The organism is Roseburia hominis A2-183 (genome assembly GCF_000225345.1).
GTDB classification, from domain to species: domain Bacteria; phylum Bacillota; class Clostridia; order Lachnospirales; family Lachnospiraceae; genus Roseburia; species Roseburia hominis.
Map to the genome: position 1 here is coordinate 2,261,453 of NC_015977.1, position 16,543 is coordinate 2,277,995.

Sequence of the window (16,543 nt, forward strand, 5' to 3'; positions counted from 1 at the left end):
CGTTTATGCAAAGGCGTCTGGATCGTCGATGTCATCATAGTTGAGGATGTCCTCGTCCTCTTCCGTGAGTGCATCGTCCGGCACAGCCACCTCATACATCGTACACGCCTCGTTCAGCCCGGGCCGCCTGCGGCGGTTAATGAGCCTGTCGAGGTCAAAAGCGTTTTTCTGTTTATCGGCCTCCGCCGTATAACGGTAGTTCGGATGCCGTTTCAGATCATACTTGGGAGAGAAGAACGGGGGCAGGCCCCGAAGCTGCAAAATACATTTGTCTCCCGGCATGGTTGCAAGCTCGGCTGGGGTCATCAGTTCCCGGCCCAGCCGCTGGGTGTTTTGGCTGTAGCTTTCCGACTGGCCACGGGAGCGGCTGTCGGTCTGCATACTGATTGTGGCTTTTCCCAGCCAGTTCTCGGAGATTTCCTTGATAGTGCTGGCTTCGCGGCCACCGAGGAACACCACGCTGTCCATGTTGCCGAGGATTGTCTCGGCGTGCTTATCGTAAATGGCCTTGCACTGTGCCAACTGTTGATACAGCAGGCAAAGACTCACCTCGCGGGAGCGGATAACCGCGACCAGCTTTTCGAGCTGGGGCACCTGTCCCGTGTTGGCTGCCTCGTCCCACAGCACCCGTACATGGTGCGGCAGGCGGCCACCGTGAACATTGTCCGCCCGTTCACACAGGAGGTTGAACATCTGCGAAAATGCAAGTGCCACTAAAAAGTTGTAGGTCTGCGTGGTATCGGAAATAATGAAGAATACCGCCGTTTTCCGATCTCCGATGCGGTCAAGCTCCAATTCGTCATAGGCCATGACCTCACGAAGCTGCGGGATGTCAAAGGGAGCCAGTCGCGCACCGCAGGAAATCAAAATGCTTTTTGCCGTCTTGCCAGAGACAAATTGTCAAGGACTTTTTAATCAAATTCACAGAAAACTCACAAAAGGTGCCAGAAGCACTGTATGGCTCCTGACACCTCATTTAACAGATTACATTTTTCCGTTCAGCAGGTCTTTGCAGAGATACGCATAGTCTGGCAGCTGGTTGATATATGGCTCCCAGAGCCGCTTGATTTCGGCTAACTCCAGCGGGTCGGCTGCTTCCAGTGCATGATCGTTGCCAGTCATATATAAAACATCCGTAGCAACATCATCCAAACACTTGCCGCAGAGATCGGCGGCAGATTCTATCCTGATACCGGTATCCACATAGACTGGATTTACGCCAATCGTCAGCCAGACATAGCCCACCTTGTCCGACCAGAGCAATTCAAAATCAGGGCTTTGCCGCAGATGTTCCGCAAAGACTTCCTTTACTCGCTCAATTTCATGTTTCTCTTTTTCTGTGTAAAGCATTTTCATGTCCTCCTTGACAAAAATTTTGGTGCGTACCATCATCAGTTTAGCACAAGGCGGCTTAGTTTATCAGTCTGTCACATCTGCTGAATTTCATTTTTGAGCATACGCTTGATTTTATCGCTCATGGTTTCTGTGCTGGTATTGCTGAAATGGACATGAACCTTGTAGGTCGTCTTGCCGATTTTCTTTACCATCGCTGGCGTGTTTTCCGGCGCTCTGGCCGCAGCAGCGGCGTCTGCCATCTGCATAGTACGGGGTTCTTTGTTCATAGCGCTCCTTTCTCCGAACGGGTCTGTGCCGCCCGGTAAAAAATCAATCGTGCTTACTGTTTACAATGTCTTTTGCTGCCTGTCGGGTGACACCGGCATTTTCTTCCCGGAAATTCTTCCCGTCAAAGAGGATCGGCGCACACCGTTCCAAAATACGGTCATAGATACGGGCGTGGGCCAGATCAGGCGGATTTTTCAGCTCGGACAGTTTCAAGTTTGTTGTGATAATCATGGGTCTTCGGCTGCGATAGCGGCTGTCGATGACGAAAAACATCTGCTCCATAGCATATTCGGTACTGCGCTCTACACCCAGATCGTCAATGATAAGCAGGTCATATTCGTCAAAGCTGGCAATAAACTCTGACCTGTCCTCAGAGAACATCCCTGTCAGGCGGTTCAGAATGGTGGGGAAGTTCGTCATCAGCACCGGCACATCCTGGTCAAGTAGAGCGTTGGCAATACATCCGGCGAAAAAAGACTTGCCGGTTCCCACATCTCCAAACAGTAAAAGCCCGATATTGCTCTTATATGCCTCTTTCCAGTTCTCCACATAGGCATGAGCCTTGTCCATCAATGGGTTTTGCCTGTTATCATTGGAAAATGTGTAGTCGTACAGATAACGGTCTTGCAGGCCCTGTGCCTTTCGGCGTTTGATACGCTCCATGCGGCGCTGCCGTTCTTCAGCAGCCTTGCGCTGCTCCTCAGCCTCCCGCTGGCACTGGCAGATGCAGTGCGGCATAAAGTAGCCGGATTTCCCGAAGCATGGCACAACGGTCTGCCTCTGGCCGCCGCATTTCTTACAGTGAATGAGCCCGTCTGACGGGTCTATATACTCGTCCTCAGCCAATTCCACACCGGCAGCTGCCTTGTCGATGAATGCCCGGATTTCTGCGGTAATCTCAATCATACAGTTTCATCCTCCTTTACGCTGTAATCCCGGTTGCGTGAGGGTGTGACCGTTTTTTTAGCGTCCTCACCGGCCCAACGCCGGATGGTCGCTGCATGGCTCTGATAACGCTTGCCAGTAGAAGCCATGTACTCGGACAGCTTTTCGATGTACTGTTCCCATACAGCAGGAAAGCTGACCTGCAAGTCTGCCAGTTCTTCATCCGTCAGGAAAACATTCTGGTAACGGCCATAGGTGTGGGAAGGGTGCCCCGTTTCAGGGCGTACCTTCTCTATCTCTCTCTTTATCTCTATCTCTTTCTCTAACTCTATCTCTATCTCTGGTGGACGAATGTCGGACAAATGTCCGCCACTTGTCCGGAGCGCAGAAAGAGCCTTATTTTGAAGCCTTGCAGCCCGCTTTCGCTCGGCCTCGGTAGAGGACTGGCCTATTAAAAGTTCGATGTTGCTCATGTAGAATGTGCCGCTGTCCAGCACTTCCACAAGACCCAGCTTCAAAAAGATCTGCAAGGCTCTCTCCACAGTGCCGATCTGCTGGCGGGTAATGGTAGCGATCATCTGCGCTGTGTAAGGGATGTCCTCGTCAAGCTGGAGCCGCCCGCCATGTTTCAGCGATTTCAGGTACAGCTTGAGCAGAATGTTGGAATACAGCACACCGTCCTGCATACTTTCCAGCAGCACGATGGAATCATCATCAAAATAGTTTTCTTTGAGTTTCAGGTAATAATATTTTCGATTGTCTGACATAGGGTTCCTCCTTAGGGGTTCTTTTGGGATTCTGTACGCATTTTAAGGCTATTTTAGGGGTCAGAGGATAAATCTATCAGACTGCCTTTGACACCCTCAAAAAAAGCCTTGATTTACAAGGGTTTTTCAGCCCCTAAAGCGTGACATTTCTCCCGTTGTTTCCGCTTGCGCTTTGCGGCGTTAATCCGCTTCATGCGTGCGGCACATTCCGGGCAGTATTTAGCCCGGTTAGAACCGGGGGTAAACAGCGCCCCGCATACGGCGCATTTCTTAGCATTCAGCCGGTGGAACAGCGCCGTTTCCAGTTCCTTATCCTGCGGCAATACCGCCGCCCGAAACCACCTGCACAACAGGGAGTAGGAAATGGACTGGACACAGATACATTCCTCCCCATCGTCCAGGGCGATACAGTTTCCGGCAATGTAGTTGCAGCACTCATGCACCAGTTTCCGCGCTCTGCGGTACTGGCGGTAATCCATGACAGGGATAGGTTCAGTCTTGTTGTTCTTCATAAATGATTTCTTTCATAAAGCAGGTAACCTCCTTGAATGAATTTATTGTTAAATATTCGTGCAAAGTATTGTTTTCTTCGTGCAAATGGCATATACTATAATTGCCAGCAGAAAGGGGTTGATCGTATGGCTGGAAATACCACAAACATCAGTATCCGCATGGACGCAGATTTGAAAGCGCAGGCGGACGCACTGTTTACGGAACTTGGCATGAACCTGACTACGGCGTTTAACATCTTTGTGCGCCAGTCGCTTCGTGAAGGCGGCATTCCCTTTGAAGTAAGGCTGGAACAGCCGAACAAAGAAACGGTTGCTGCCATGCTGGAAGCGGAAAGGATTGCAAAAGACCCGTCTGTAAAGGGCTACAATGACCTTGACGAGTTATTTGCTGACCTGAAAAGATGAAAGAAACCAAATATACCGTCAAGTACACGACCAGTTTCAAAAAGGACTACAAACGAGCCATCAAGCGTGGCTTGAAGATTGAGCTGCTGGAGCAGGTCGTAGCATTGCTGGCAATGGGCGAACCGCTGCCGGATAAGAACCGTGACCATGACCTGTCCGGCGATTGGGCAGGTCATCGGGAATGTCATATTCTCCCGGACTGGCTGCTTGTCTATCGCATAGAGGATGATGTTCTGGTGCTGACGCTGGCCCGCACCGGCACACACAGCGACTTGTTCGGCAAATAAACAGTCTGCCGCCGTATGGGGAAACCTGTACGACGGTTTTTCTGTATGCAAAAGTATGTCGTGAAACGCGACGCACTTGACAGGGGTACGCCAAAACGCGGTAGCCTTTACCGCTCCGGCCCACGGTCGTGAGACTTATCCCTTTCCTGTCGGGACAGCTGATCGGCGGTTTTGCGGAGCCGTTCCACTGCTTTCAAATCCTCCCGCATGGATTTCATGGAAAGCGTGTCCGTCTGCTTTCCGGCGGTCAGCTGGTCGATTTCCCGCTGCCATGCCTTCGGGGTAATTGCCTCACCGCTGTCTTTCAATTCTTTCAGATACCGGGCTGCTGCGTCATACAGGATCAGTTCCCTGCTGTGGCGCTGCTCAAACTGTTCCCGCTTTTCCGGCTTTACTTTGGCAAGCTGTTTGTGGATGGACTTGTACTGATTGTACTGTTCCCACATCTCCCCGCGCTCGGTAAGAGCGGCGATCCGGCGTTCTGCCTTGACGATCTTTCCCCGCAGGTCATAGTAACGGATGTTCATATCAGCGATTTTTTCATGGAGCTGCTGCATAGATTGGATGCCGTTTGCCTGCAAAAAGCTGAATAGTGCAGCGCTTTCCTGCAAGGCCCGGATTTTGCCGGTGCGGGTGCGGGAAGTGTTCAGCTGCTGCTGGGCCTCCCACAAGGCGGTCAAGCTGCTTTGCTGTGTTTGTGGTTTTTCCGCTTCATCTTTCGACCAGCGATAAAGACGGGTAATGCGGGCTTTGATTTCTTTCAGCAGCTTGTTGTCAGCGGCAATCTGCCGGTTTACTTCTCCCTTGTCGGTGCGGATGCCGCGCTTTTCCATTTGGCTGGCGGCTGGCCCCAGATGGACAGAGGGAATCTTATCAATGCCCTGCCGCTTGTAGCTGCGGTGGTCAATGCGCTCCGGTCTGCCGGCAGATTCCAGCGCCCGATTGGTGTAGGCCGCCCACGCTGCCCGCCAAATCTCCACATTTCCTTTATCGTTCCAGTTGGTCGTATCCTCTCTGTGATTTTTCCAGCCGCCTTTCCCATCCGGGATACGCTGTCCATTCTCGTCCAGATCGTATGCCTTGCGGCACTTTGCGCCCCACTGTCCATTTTCTTTCAGAGGCCGGAGCGTCAGCATGATATGGACATGAGGGTTACCGGTTCCCTTGTCATGGATAGCAAAGTCAGCACACATTCCTTTGTCTACAAAGTTGTCCTTCACATAGGTGCGCACAAGGGCAAGCTGCTGTTCACCGGACAGTTCACGGGGCAGAGCTGCCTCGATCTCACGGGCAAGCTGGCTGTCCCTTGCTTTCTCGATTTGCTCCACGCTGTTCCAGAGGATAGAACGGTCTGCAAATTCCGGCGGGGCGTGGGCAGGAAGCATGATCTCCGCATGGACAATGCCGCCTTTCCGGGTGTAGTCGTGGGTCATTCCGTCCCATTCATTTGTCAACTTGGTTCCGCTGCGGTAAGCAGCTGCGGCAACGGCAGAACGGCCTGCGCTGCGCTTGATGATACTGACGGGGATATGACAGAAATCTATGGGGAACACCTCCTTTCAGTGAGGGATAACAGGCTCTGTGGAGCCGGACAAACGCAAAGTGGGTGTTTGGCTGCGCAGAGCGCACAAGGGGTTTGGGGAGCGTAGCTTCCCATCGCGGACGAAGTACGCAACGCCCCCGGCAGGGCGCACAGCACCGGCAACGGTGTATAAGTGCGCCCTTGTAAACAAGGGACTTATGGCGTATCCCCGGATTTTGACAGGTTTGCAGTCAATTCCGCAGCCCCCGGAAGATGGGACAGGGCAATCAAAAATGCTTTGACCTCTGCGCCGGAAAGGTTGGGAGCCAGCGGAAAAATCCCCTCCAAAATGGCTCCGCGCTCAATCAGGCGGCGGGTGCGAACCCTGCGTTCTTCGTTTCGCTGCTTGTTCTCCAAAATCTTCTTTCGGTTTTCAAGCTGCCGAATCTCCTTCAGAACTTCCTCTTGTTCCTCACTTTTTGTTTGGGCTGTATTCTGTTCGTTCATGTCATGCACCTCTTTTCTTTGGAAATACTCATAGATTGACCGTCCATTTCTGACGCACAAAGTACCGGCGCAGCCTCCGCAGTGCGGCATGGATGGATTTTCCCGCCTGTGATGGCGTGATACCCTCCATTGCGGCAATATCTTTCACTTTCATACCCAGCATATAGCGGGCGTGGACACGGCGGGCCTGCATAGGCGGCAGGGAAGAAATGGCTTCATACAATCGCCGTATCAGTTCTTCGTATTCGGCTAATTCTTCTTTTTCTATCAGATGATCCTCCGGCGATGGCTGTGCCCAGCCGATTGCGGCATTTTCGATTCCGTCGTTACAATCGAGGGAATAAAACGCCTTATACCGGAACATCTTGCGCTCTCTGGCGGCCTCGGCTCTCTTATCCAGAAGAAACGCTTCGACGATCTCATCGGACACCTCCACAAAAATGTCCTCTTTGCAAAATGGATAATATTGTTTGAGATTGATGGTCTGCATAGGCACGCCCTCACTCTGTTTGAAAAAGGTCATCATAGCAGCGGCGCATATTCCGCAGACCCCGACGGATGGAAACGCTGACCTTGCTGCTGTGGACGCCCTCTCTCCGGGAGATTTCCGGCTGCTTGATACCGGCAATGTAGTAGGCGTGAACACGGCGGGCCTGTGTCGGAGTGGCATGAGTCAGAGCCACCAGCAGAGCTGCTATCAGGTGCAGGCGGGTGGTCATTTCTTCTCGTTCCAGCAAAATATCTTCCGGCGATCTGCTGTGTTCCAGTGCGTAATTTTCCAGCCAGCTGTATGCGTCCAGAGAGTAGTAGGCGCGGTGGTAGACTTTCCGACGCTCATAGTTCTCCATCTCCCGCTGGGCCTGATACATCGCTGCCCATACCTCGTCCGTAACATCCACAAACTCGTCATGCCGGTAGTGGGGATACATCCACCGCAGATTGATTGTTTTCATAGGCTTACCTCCTGAAAATCGGAGAGGCGGGCAGCTCGTCCGCTGTCCGCCCCTCGCTGAGATAAGGGAAATGATCCCTTTCACTTGGTAGCCAGAAAACAGGTCATTCGTTAAGCCTGTTCTCAAAGAAATTTATAAATTTTTTTCTGACCGCCTCCACACTTTGATACACAGCCACTTTGGAGCAGCCGCACAGCACACCGATCTCTGCAAGGCTCAGCCCGTCAAGCGCATAGAGCAGGAACCGGCGGCGCTGAGCCTCGGTACAGGTGTCCAGAACCGCCATCAGCTCATGCAGCGTTTCCATGCGGCAAAGGTATTCTTCCGGCGTTTCACCGTAGGCTCCTACACCCTCGGTGGTAATGATGTACTCGTCAAACTCCCGGCCATCCCAATGCCGCCGCTGTTCATGAAACAGGTTCTCCGTTTTGTGATCGGCCCGGTCAAGAAATTCATAGACTTCCAGCGTGACCTCCACGGCCACAACTTGTCCGTTATAATTGATGGTAACTTCCATCTGCCTTTCCTCCATTCAGATTTTTTGGGTAAATCTGAATGAGGCGGCGGGGAGCGGCACCGGGGATAAAGTTCGGGCCATGCTGACCCGATGTTCCGGCTCCATAAGGACAAAAAAGCGCCCGGACGGCATAAAGCCATACGAGCGTAATAGAGTATATTTTGTTGTTCAGTTACATGGTATAGTGCATACTGCTGACCGCATTGCTCCGCTGCTGGGAACAGGCTTTTTTTAGCTGGTGCAGATCACGGGCACTGTGAAAAAAGGCAAAAATAGACACGGCGGCAATCCTCCTATGTGCCGCCGTGGATTTACACGGTGTTAGGTCGTCGTTGGTTTAGGATAAACGAAAAGAAACGGCGGCTCTGCAAATCAAAGCCGCCGCTTCATAGGCGCGTGGAAATGTGTCTGCTTTACGACGGCTTTTTTTCTTTTGCCGTCGTCCGGCAGAATGTTACTCCATATTCAATTCAATGCTTCCAGTGAAATTTTCACATTCAATGCCGATATAGTTTCCACCTTCAGGGAGTGTAATTGTATCACTATATGTTCCGGTTGTTTCAAGCAAAGTGACTTCTTCATCAGCTTCAGAAATCCAAAATACTTTTGCAGTTCCATCCGTAACCTCCAGCGCGCAGTCAATAGACAGATCCTTACCCGCTTCACGCTTTATGGAAGTTCCGCCGAACAAATACTCTGTATCTGAAAAATCCTCATAGTTGGCTGTATAGCTTCCTGTATAATCATCAATTCCTTTTTCTTTCGTACCTTGTAAGGATGAATTTCCGGTAAGTGCTATGGAACCAGCAGACTGAACAATATTGTTATACTGATCGAGAACTTCATCTTTTGTACAACCGGAAAGCACAGAAGCGCCCAACAGTATCAAGCATAATGATAGAACTATTTTCTTCACAGGTATCACCTTCCTTTCCTGCGTACAGCACGCTTTCCTTTTCCCTTGGAATTTGCCTGTTTACGGGATTTTATTTCTTTTTTGTTACTGGACATCAGTAACAACAGCACCGCCCAGAGAACCATGATGCCAACCCCAATGACTGCCAGCAAAGGATTCGGGGCTGTGGTTGTTCCGGCATATCCACTCATGTCAAAGCCCACTAAAATCAGCGCAGCAGAAAACGGATAGATGCTGGCAAGGATACCGCCTTTGAAGAACAGCATGCTATATCCAAGGAAAAACGCCAGAATGGAACCTCCCAGATATGCCCCTCGGATCTGCCCAAAAATCAAGATCAGCGGCATACAGACCAAATAGGTCGTCAGAGCTGCCAACACGATCTGTGTACCTCCATGAAAAAACACTTCCACTGTCAGTCCCGATAATCCAACCGTCAATCCAGTAATCAAGGTAACGCCAACGCTGTATATTCCCAGCAGGACTGCAAAAATCCCGACCCAAAAGAGCTTAGCTCCCAGCATTTTCGGCATGGAAACAGGAATTGTCATGATGTTTTTCAGCGTATCATGGGTGGATTCTCTGTCAATCAGCCAGCTGCCAATCATCACCAGTGAAATCGGAAAAAACATCTGCGTATTGCCCCAGACAACATTCTCAAACAGAGTGGAAAAATCATAGTTTGGATTTCGGTACTCCGCCTCCACAATCAGCTGGCTCCCATATTGCACCAACGGACAGAGTGCAAGCGCCACCAGCCCCACCCAAAGTATTTGGCACCGGCGTAGCTTGAGCAATTCTGCTTTTAATAAATCCCACATAATTACACCCCCTTAGATTTCCTGGCGCCGGTAAACCAACGCAATCAGCGCAAGAAATACAACGGCTTCCACAACAATCACACCGAACACCTGAACACCATTCAGAAAATACGGACTGATCCGTTCCAACAAGTCTGCCAATTCCGCACTGGTCTGGCTTTGGTCATAAAATTGGAAGGTCCAGCGGAAAGCCAGCGGTCCCGGAAACAGGGTTCCGATATTCAAACCAAAAGGCTGTGTGAGGAACGCATCGCTCATCGAAAGGATATAATTTGCAGTCGTATAGAAAAAGGTAATCACGACCGACACGATATAGTTTTTATTAAGAAGAACAACGAGCAGGATACATGGAAGTGCGCCTACCCACATAATCAGCCCTTCTTCTATCCCAACGCCAAACAAGATCCAAAACCCAACCGGCTCCCAGCCCTGAAACAGCAAAACCGCAAGATTTACCAATCCTCCAACTGCCATAAAGCCAACGGCAAACAATAGCAAAACCAGCATCTTGGACAGCACCAACTTGGTTCTGTTTATCGGTATGGTAACAAGGTTTTTTAGTGTGTCATTGTCCAGCTCCTCAAACAGCAGATTGGAAGCCAGTATCACAAGGAGCGGCATCAAAAGCAAATAAGCACTGAGCTGGAACAGGCTGGACATCACTCCATTTACAGCATCCACATCAGTGTTTACATCTGCCAGAAAGAAAGCATAAGCCAATGGCATGAAAACAGAAAGCAGCAGAGAAATAAATACCAAGGGCTTCCGTTTTAATTTCAAAAATTCGCATTTGATTAGTTTAAGCAATTCCTTCGCCCCCTGTCACACGCTTGAAGTAATCTTCAAGACTTTCTTCACAAGTATGCGCCTCCGATACCTCCAATCCGTTTTCTACAAAGGCAGTTACAATTTTCCCCACAGGCAGATCAAGGTTGTGCAGGCGCAGATTGTGGTCGTCCTGTATGGAAAAATGGTTTTCATGGAAATTGCGTTCCAAAATTCTTGCCGCCTGTGCAGTATCAGAGAGTGTAAACCGGATATGCTTACTGCTTTTTTGCTCCAGTTCAGCAAGGCTTTCTTCTTCCAGCAATGCGCCGTGATCGATAATTCCAATATCGTCAGCCAGCAGGGAAATCTCCGAAAGAATGTGACTGGAAATCAAAATGGTTTTTCCTCTTGCGTCGCAAAGCTCCCGAATAAAAGAGCGTACTTCTGCAATACCGATAGGATCGAGACCGTTGATCGGTTCATCCAAAATCAAAAGTTCTGGATCGTGCATAACGGCAAGGGCGATGGCAAGCCGCTGCTTCATACCAAGAGAATACTGAGAAAAGAGTTTTTTATCTTTGTAGGGAAGTCCTACCAAATCCAGAGCATCTTTGATGGCATGATTGTTTGGTACACCCCGCAGAGTAGCAAAAATACGCAGGTTTTCTGTGCCGGTCAGATTGGGATAAAAACCGGGGGACTCAATCAAGCTGCCGATACGGGGCAGCAATTTCTTTTCATTCCCCTGTAAAGACTTTCCCCAGATTTTGACCTCTCCGGAAGTCGGCTTCGTTAAGCCCAACAGCATTTTCATGGTAGTGGTTTTTCCGGCTCCGTTTCTGCCAAGCAGACCATAAATTCTCCCACGCTTCACATGGATATTTAAGTCAGCCACACTCTTTTGCGAGCCATATTGCTTCGTCAGATTTTTTGTTTCAATGATGTAATTTGTATCCATATTCAAAACCTCCTGTTCTGTAAGGTATTCTATCACGCCAACCTTGCATTAACCTTGCCGCAACCTTGCATTAACCTTGCAATTTGAAATCCGGCAAAAATGACAAAGGTTCCCGCCATAAAGACGGGAACCCGCTTAAATCTCCAAAGGAAAAAGCAACATAAATTCAGTTCCTTTTCCCGGCAAACTTTCAACTGTTATACTCCCACCCATCTTTTCTACAAGCTGATGGACAATAGAAAGACCAAGTCCGCTGCCTTTTTCAGAGCGTCCTTTGTCACACTTATAGAGCCGTTCAAAAATGTGTTTCAAATCTTCCTTCTCAATTCCCACTCCATTATCCGCCAGCAGCAGCTCCATGTTATTTTCCTTCTTTGACAGGGCAATTTTGATTTTGTCTGCATGGCTGTGAGCAATTACATTTTGAATGAGATTGTTGACGATCCTCATATAGCTGTCCATATCCAATCTTACCCGGACAGGCTGTTCGGGAATATCGATGTCATACTCAACCTGTTTATCCTCAAAAATCGGTATCCAGTCAATGAGGATATTTCTTGTCAGCTCTGCGGCCTCAACGCTCTGGATCTCCAAAGCAAACTCGTTTGAATTTAACTTGAACCAGTCAAAGAGTACATCAATATATTCTTTCAGATCATGGGCTTTCCGGCGGGCGGTTTCAATATAATCATCCCGGTCTTTTCCTGTGACCAGTCCTTTGTGTGCAGCGTCAAGATACCCAATCAGAGTAGTAAGGGGCGTTCGCACATCGTGGGAAAGGCTCGTCATAAGCTGGCGGTTGGTTTCTTCTGTCTGCCGTACAGTTGAAAGTCTGCTTTCATAGGCCACAACGATCTCGTTGATTTCATAGGCAAGAGGTGCTGTCAGTTCATTTGTTGCAGATAGAATACGCCGGTTGCCATTTCCGTCTTTCACATCAACCAGTGCATCGGTCATTTCTGCGATTTGCTTTTTTACGCGCCGAATGAGAACGATGGAAGTCAATACAGCCACAACAGCAATCACAATGGACAAGAATACGATAATTTCCATGCTGACTACACCTCCTTATTAAACCGGTAGCCAATCCCTTTGACCGTTTGTATATACTTTGGGCTTGAAGGATTGACTTCTAATTTTTTACGAAGTCGGCTGATAATCGCCATAATGTTACTGTCATCATAGAAATATTCTTCGCCCCAAACTTCCTCATAAATCTGCTGTTTTGTCAAAATTTTCCCTTGATGCTTTGCACAGTACAGGAGCAAATCAAATTCCTTTGGTGGAAGTTCAAAAGTGCCATTTTCCGTCGTAACAGAACGATTTTCAAGGTCAATTTGCAATCCATCAAAATCCAGTTTTTGCACAGCTCCGGCTTGATGATTAAAACGGGTGTAGCGGCGAATGAGGGACGCAATACGGGCAATCAGTTCGTCCATATCAAACGGTTTTGTCAGATAATCGTCCGCCCCGGCTCGTAAGCCCCGCACTTTAGAAATGCTGTCATTTTTGGATGTGAACATCAAAATCGGCAGGCTGTTCTCTTTGCGGATTTCTTCCAGCGTTTCAAAGCCATCCATACCGGGCATCATCACATCCAGCACTACAAGCTGGTATTCCTGCTCTTTTAATTTCTGTAAACCCTCTTTTCCAGTATTACAAAAATCAGCTTCTATGTTTTCTGCTTGTACGCTGCGTTTAATCAAAGCACACAGTTCTCTGTCATCATCTATAATCAGGATTTTATTCATGGCGCAACTCCTTCCCTTGTTTTGTCCTTCCGTCAATCGGCTTTTCTGTGTTCTTTGGGATCAGCCAAACACCAGCCATCTTCACAGCGCCGGGGATGCGCCCTCCGGCGCAATAATAATTTACCCTACGAGGTGTCACGCCCCACTTTTCGGCGGCCTCTTTCAATGTCATATAGTCCATTTCGCACCTCCACAGAGTACATTATAGTTCTCTTTCTCGAACAATGCAAGGAACGAAATGTGAATTATAAACTTCAACCAACCTGCATATAGCAACATTCCACGGACAAAGTATGAATTATACAATGTAACTGGGTGATGTTATATGGCGAAAGTTGAAGATTGTCCCGGTTTTGAAACCTTCGGTGCAGATGTCAAAGCCGCACGAGAGGCAAAGCGTTTGGCACGAAAAACATTGGCAGAAATGGTTGGGATTGAATGGCGGTATCTTGCCAACATTGAGAATCAAGGTGCGATTCCGAGCCTGCCTGTGATGATCCAGTTGATTAAGGTCTGCGGACTTCCCGTAGAGCGATATTTTAACCCGGAGATCATGCGGGAAGAAAGCGCACAGCGGCAGCGGGTCAGCCACAAGCTGAAGCTCTGTCCTGAACAATACCTGCCGATTATCGAAGGTGCCATAGACGGGGCGCTCAAAATGGAACAGACTGCGAAGCAGAAGGAGGACGCATAATCGCGGCCTCCTTCTGGCATTTCTATATCAAGGTTCCCGGCACTTTTCCAAAAGTTCCCGACACCTCTGCTGGATTTCTCCGGTTTCTGTCACAGTCAGCTCGCGGTCATTTCCGGTAATCTTATCTTCCAGAAAGTTAGCGTATGTACTCAACAAAGCGTTCCGTAAATCCTCCGGGGTTTTCTGTATCTCGGCGCTGTACCAGTCATTCCGGTGGAGCTCCCATGCCATCAATGTATAACCGTGGCTGGTCTGAACCACCTCATACAAAGGGTCATCATCCAGATATGCCTGAAACACTTTCAAAACCTTTTCAAAGGTCAGCATTTCCCGCACCTCCCATTCAGCTGCAAATCAGTTCCCTGATTAAAATTTCCTCAATCTGTGCCGTTAATGTGTTCATCAGCCCCACCCAACGCATAGGGTGACAGGCTTTCAGTTCTTCCGTGACACCCGCAACTTCCATCATGTGAGGCAACATGGTTTCCACACGCCCCTGTGCTGTCCGCTCAATCTCTAACAGGTGTGGATACAGCTTCTCGCTCATCAGCAGATGGTTGTAGAGAATGGGGCGATGTTCCTTTAGGTAGGATTTTCGCATTCTGCCGTACTTGCCGATAGAAGTTTCCGGCTGTTCAGAAAGTTTTAGGTTGGGTATATCATAATCTCCACAACGAATGTAAGTCAACTTACTCATATTCATTCTCCTTTGCTTCGTGATGATTAGACTGCTGCGCTGGCTGCTATGCTGCCTTTGCGTGGTTCTTCTTTCGGCAGCTGTCCGACAGTAGAAAAAACGCCTTTTTTCATATCCTCAGCCCGGATCAGGGCTTTCTTAGCGTCCATTTCCGCTTTTTTCTTCGCCTTGATTTTGTCCTCATACCGTTTCTGTGCGCCGCTGGCTTTCCGCTTCAAATAATTCTGATGAAGCCTGTCCTTGCGTTCTTCTTTTTTCCGCAGTTCTTCCTGTTCCTCCGGGGTTAAAGGAACCGGCTGTAAGGATGGTGGGATATAGCGTCCTAAAAAATTGAAGTAGATTTCAATTTCCTGCGTGGTGTCCTGACTGCCTTTTCGGGCGCGTTCGTGGACAAGGATTTTCTCTACAAACTCATTGAGCATGGTGTTTGTCAGCGTGTCAAAATTCTCGTATTTATCAATCAGGGCTATAAATTTCTCCGCTGATTTCTGGCTTTGCTCGTAGCCGGTAACAGCCTTTTCCAGCTCCGCAATTTCAATCTCAAGTGCGTCCTGCTCTTTGGCATACTGTGCATCAAGCGCCCTATATCGTGCATCCGGCAGCTTGCCGAGGACATTGTCCTCATAGATTTTGCAAATCAGTTTTTCCAGTTCTCCGGCTCTCTTTTGAGCAGCGGCCAGACGCCTGCGCTTTTTCGCTATATCGGCACTCTGTTGGGCAACCTGCGTTTCCTGAACGGTGTGAATAAATTCCGTCCGGTCATTTTTGGAATATTCAGCGATAGCCCGGAGCGTGTCGGAAACCAATGTCAGAACAGCACTCTCATTGATACGGTGTTGTGTATGGCATAGTGTCCCACACGGAACTTTGGTATAATTGGAACAGGTATATTGAGAAATCCTCTTGCCATTGTTGGTGCGGTGGACATACATCTTGCCGCCGCAATCGGCACAATAGAGCAATCCTGTGAGGGGAGCCGCTTCGCCCCAGCCGTTTGGATAACGCCGTACATTGCTGCGGATTTTCTGCGCCAAATCAAAGGTCTGCTGGTCGATAATGGCTTCATGGGTATTCTCAAAGATCGTCCATTCGTCCTCAGAAACATAGTGGCTTTTCTTGTCCTTAAAGTGCTTGCGGGTCTTGAAATTGATGGTGTGCCCCAAATACTCTCGTTTTTTCAAAATGTTCACGATGGTAGATGATCCCCATCCATAGGGGTCTTTGACCGGCTTTGAACGGTTCACACCCTCGTTGAAGCGGGCAAGGTGTACGACGGGAATTTCAATCCGATCTGCGGATAATTTGCAGGCAATCTGATAAGGCCCATATCCCTCCAGCGTGAGGGAGAAGATACGGCGTACCACTTCGGCGGCTTCCTCATCTACCAGCCAATGCTCCCGTTTTTCGTCCCATAAGTAGCCGTAAATCACAGTGCCGGTCAGGTGCTTGCCGCTCATACCTTTTGCCTTAAACACAGAACGGATTTTCCTGCTGGTATCACGGGCGTAAAATTCATTCATGATGTTGCGGAATGGGGTAAAATCGTCATCGCCTTTCAGACTGTCCACACCGTCGTTGATGGCGATCAGACGAACACCGCGTTGCCGCAAAACCTCCATGACCTGACCGACCTTCAGATAGTCGCGCCCCAACCGGCTCATGTCCTTGATGACGATTGCCTCTACACGCCCTGCCTCCACTTCCTCCATCATCGCCAAAAATCCGGGGCGGTCAAAACGGGTGCCTGAGATACCATCATCTGTAAAGTGCGTAGGGTTTGGCAGCCCATTCCGGCGGGCAAAATCCTCTAACATCTGTTTTTGGTTGGATATGGAATTGCTCTCGCCCTGTAACTCGTCGTCCCGGCTCAGGCGCTCGTACAGTGGGGTAATTTTTTCATTTCTCATGGCTGTACCTCCTGAAACAAAAATGCTCTAAGTGATTGCTTCACTAACCATGA

Annotated in this window: 23 protein-coding genes and 1 pseudogene; 3 read left to right on the forward strand and 21 right to left on the reverse strand. The window is 49.2% G+C overall.

The annotated features are described in order from the left end of the window. Positions 1 to 3: 3 nt before the first annotated feature. The 6 genes and pseudogenes from RHOM_RS10155 to RHOM_RS10180 form a co-directional block, all read right to left on the reverse strand. Positions 4 to 900, reverse strand: a pseudogene (locus RHOM_RS10155) (VirD4-like conjugal transfer protein, CD1115 family); the annotation flags it as partial. An 84-nt stretch (positions 901 to 984) separates the two neighbouring features. Continuing rightward, positions 985 to 1,350, reverse strand: a complete 366-nt coding sequence (locus RHOM_RS10160) for a hypothetical protein (RefSeq protein WP_014080225.1) — start codon at positions 1,348 to 1,350, stop codon at positions 985 to 987. A 77-nt stretch (positions 1,351 to 1,427) separates the two neighbouring features. Then, the gene (locus tag RHOM_RS10165) at positions 1,428 to 1,622 is read right to left on the reverse strand and encodes a transposon-encoded TnpW family protein (protein ID WP_005933543.1); all 195 of its coding nucleotides are present in this window, start codon (positions 1,620 to 1,622) and stop codon (positions 1,428 to 1,430) included. A 43-nt stretch (positions 1,623 to 1,665) separates the two neighbouring features. Next, positions 1,666 to 2,529: an ATP-binding protein gene (locus RHOM_RS10170; RefSeq protein ID WP_005933545.1), complete on the reverse strand. Its 864-nt coding sequence runs from the start codon at positions 2,527 to 2,529 to the stop codon at positions 1,666 to 1,668. Beyond that, positions 2,526 to 3,275, reverse strand: coding sequence for a phage replisome organizer N-terminal domain-containing protein (locus tag RHOM_RS10175; RefSeq protein WP_005933547.1), 750 nt, complete (start codon positions 3,273 to 3,275; stop codon positions 2,526 to 2,528). The genes RHOM_RS10170 and RHOM_RS10175 overlap by 4 nt, the downstream gene beginning before the upstream one ends. 113 nt (positions 3,276 to 3,388) lie before the next feature. Beyond that, positions 3,389 to 3,787, reverse strand: coding sequence for a cysteine-rich VLP domain-containing protein (locus RHOM_RS10180; RefSeq protein WP_005933550.1), 399 nt, complete (start codon positions 3,785 to 3,787; stop codon positions 3,389 to 3,391). 126 nt (positions 3,788 to 3,913) lie between these two features. Between RHOM_RS10180 and RHOM_RS10185 the strand changes: the two genes are divergently transcribed. Together RHOM_RS10185 and RHOM_RS10190 are read left to right on the forward strand one after the other, a co-directional pair. After that, positions 3,914 to 4,192 carry a type II toxin-antitoxin system RelB/DinJ family antitoxin gene (locus RHOM_RS10185; RefSeq protein WP_005924829.1) on the forward strand — a complete coding sequence of 93 codons (279 nt, stop codon included), beginning with the start codon at positions 3,914 to 3,916 and terminating at the stop codon, positions 4,190 to 4,192. Further along, a complete protein-coding gene (locus RHOM_RS10190) occupies positions 4,189 to 4,479 on the forward strand; it encodes a type II toxin-antitoxin system YafQ family toxin (protein WP_002596328.1) in 291 nt (96 codons plus the stop codon). The genes RHOM_RS10185 and RHOM_RS10190 overlap by 4 nt, the downstream gene beginning before the upstream one ends. Positions 4,480 to 4,586: 107 nt before the next feature. Here RHOM_RS10190 and mobQ read toward each other — a convergent pair whose 3' ends face one another. From mobQ to RHOM_RS10250, 12 genes are all read right to left on the reverse strand, one after another. Further along, positions 4,587 to 6,032 carry a MobQ family relaxase gene (gene mobQ, locus RHOM_RS10195; protein ID WP_014080226.1) on the reverse strand — a complete coding sequence of 482 codons (1,446 nt, stop codon included), beginning with the start codon at positions 6,030 to 6,032 and terminating at the stop codon, positions 4,587 to 4,589. A gap of 185 nt (positions 6,033 to 6,217) precedes the next feature. Then, positions 6,218 to 6,508, reverse strand: a complete 291-nt coding sequence (locus tag RHOM_RS10200; protein ID WP_014080227.1) for a DUF3847 domain-containing protein — start codon at positions 6,506 to 6,508, stop codon at positions 6,218 to 6,220. Between the two features lie 28 nt (positions 6,509 to 6,536). Continuing rightward, positions 6,537 to 6,998 carry an RNA polymerase sigma factor gene (locus RHOM_RS10205; RefSeq protein WP_014080228.1) on the reverse strand — a complete coding sequence of 154 codons (462 nt, stop codon included), beginning with the start codon at positions 6,996 to 6,998 and terminating at the stop codon, positions 6,537 to 6,539. 10 nt (positions 6,999 to 7,008) lie between these two features. Beyond that, positions 7,009 to 7,461, reverse strand: coding sequence for a sigma-24 (feci) (locus RHOM_RS10210; RefSeq protein ID WP_014080229.1), 453 nt, complete (start codon positions 7,459 to 7,461; stop codon positions 7,009 to 7,011). A 103-nt stretch (positions 7,462 to 7,564) separates the two neighbouring features. Further along, complete coding sequence (locus tag RHOM_RS10215; protein WP_014080230.1) at positions 7,565 to 7,978, reverse strand: RNA polymerase sigma factor; 414 nt, start codon at positions 7,976 to 7,978, stop codon at positions 7,565 to 7,567. Positions 7,979 to 8,432: 454 nt separating this feature from the next. Further along, positions 8,433 to 8,894: a hypothetical protein gene (locus RHOM_RS10220; protein WP_044024973.1), complete on the reverse strand. Its 462-nt coding sequence runs from the start codon at positions 8,892 to 8,894 to the stop codon at positions 8,433 to 8,435. Between the two features lie 5 nt (positions 8,895 to 8,899). After that, a complete protein-coding gene (locus tag RHOM_RS10225) occupies positions 8,900 to 9,715 on the reverse strand; it encodes an ABC transporter permease (RefSeq protein ID WP_014080233.1) in 816 nt (271 codons plus the stop codon). A 12-nt stretch (positions 9,716 to 9,727) separates the two neighbouring features. After that, positions 9,728 to 10,522: an ABC transporter permease gene (locus tag RHOM_RS10230; protein WP_014080234.1), complete on the reverse strand. Its 795-nt coding sequence runs from the start codon at positions 10,520 to 10,522 to the stop codon at positions 9,728 to 9,730. Next, positions 10,515 to 11,441: an ABC transporter ATP-binding protein gene (locus RHOM_RS10235; protein ID WP_007860248.1), complete on the reverse strand. Its 927-nt coding sequence runs from the start codon at positions 11,439 to 11,441 to the stop codon at positions 10,515 to 10,517. The genes RHOM_RS10230 and RHOM_RS10235 overlap by 8 nt, the downstream gene beginning before the upstream one ends. A 135-nt stretch (positions 11,442 to 11,576) precedes the next feature. Then, positions 11,577 to 12,494, reverse strand: coding sequence for a sensor histidine kinase (locus RHOM_RS10240; RefSeq protein WP_014080235.1), 918 nt, complete (start codon positions 12,492 to 12,494; stop codon positions 11,577 to 11,579). Between the two features lie 5 nt (positions 12,495 to 12,499). Then, on the reverse strand, positions 12,500 to 13,192 hold the full coding sequence (locus RHOM_RS10245) for a response regulator transcription factor (protein ID WP_002594745.1): 693 nt from the start codon (positions 13,190 to 13,192) through the stop codon (positions 12,500 to 12,502). Continuing rightward, positions 13,185 to 13,373, reverse strand: a complete 189-nt coding sequence (locus tag RHOM_RS10250; protein WP_014080236.1) for a helix-turn-helix domain-containing protein — start codon at positions 13,371 to 13,373, stop codon at positions 13,185 to 13,187. Before RHOM_RS10250 ends, RHOM_RS10245 begins: the two co-directional genes overlap by 8 nt. A gap of 144 nt (positions 13,374 to 13,517) precedes the next feature. Between RHOM_RS10250 and RHOM_RS10255 the strand changes: the two genes are divergently transcribed. Beyond that, entirely contained in the window at positions 13,518 to 13,886 is a 369-nt protein-coding gene (locus RHOM_RS10255) for a helix-turn-helix transcriptional regulator (RefSeq protein WP_014080237.1), read from the forward strand. A 27-nt stretch (positions 13,887 to 13,913) separates the two neighbouring features. Here the strand turns inward: RHOM_RS10255 and RHOM_RS10260 are convergent, their stop codons facing one another. Genes RHOM_RS10260 through RHOM_RS17980 form a run of 3 tightly spaced genes read right to left on the reverse strand, consistent with a single transcriptional unit; the run spans position 13,914 to position 16,490 of the window. Beyond that, positions 13,914 to 14,213: a hypothetical protein gene (locus RHOM_RS10260; RefSeq protein WP_014080238.1), complete on the reverse strand. Its 300-nt coding sequence runs from the start codon at positions 14,211 to 14,213 to the stop codon at positions 13,914 to 13,916. Positions 14,214 to 14,229: 16 nt separating this feature from the next. After that, a complete protein-coding gene (locus RHOM_RS10265) occupies positions 14,230 to 14,583 on the reverse strand; it encodes a TnpV protein (RefSeq protein ID WP_014080239.1) in 354 nt (117 codons plus the stop codon). Positions 14,584 to 14,609: 26 nt separating this feature from the next. Then, positions 14,610 to 16,490, reverse strand: a complete 1,881-nt coding sequence (locus RHOM_RS17980) for a recombinase family protein (RefSeq protein ID WP_014080240.1) — start codon at positions 16,488 to 16,490, stop codon at positions 14,610 to 14,612. Positions 16,491 to 16,543 lie beyond the last annotated feature (53 nt).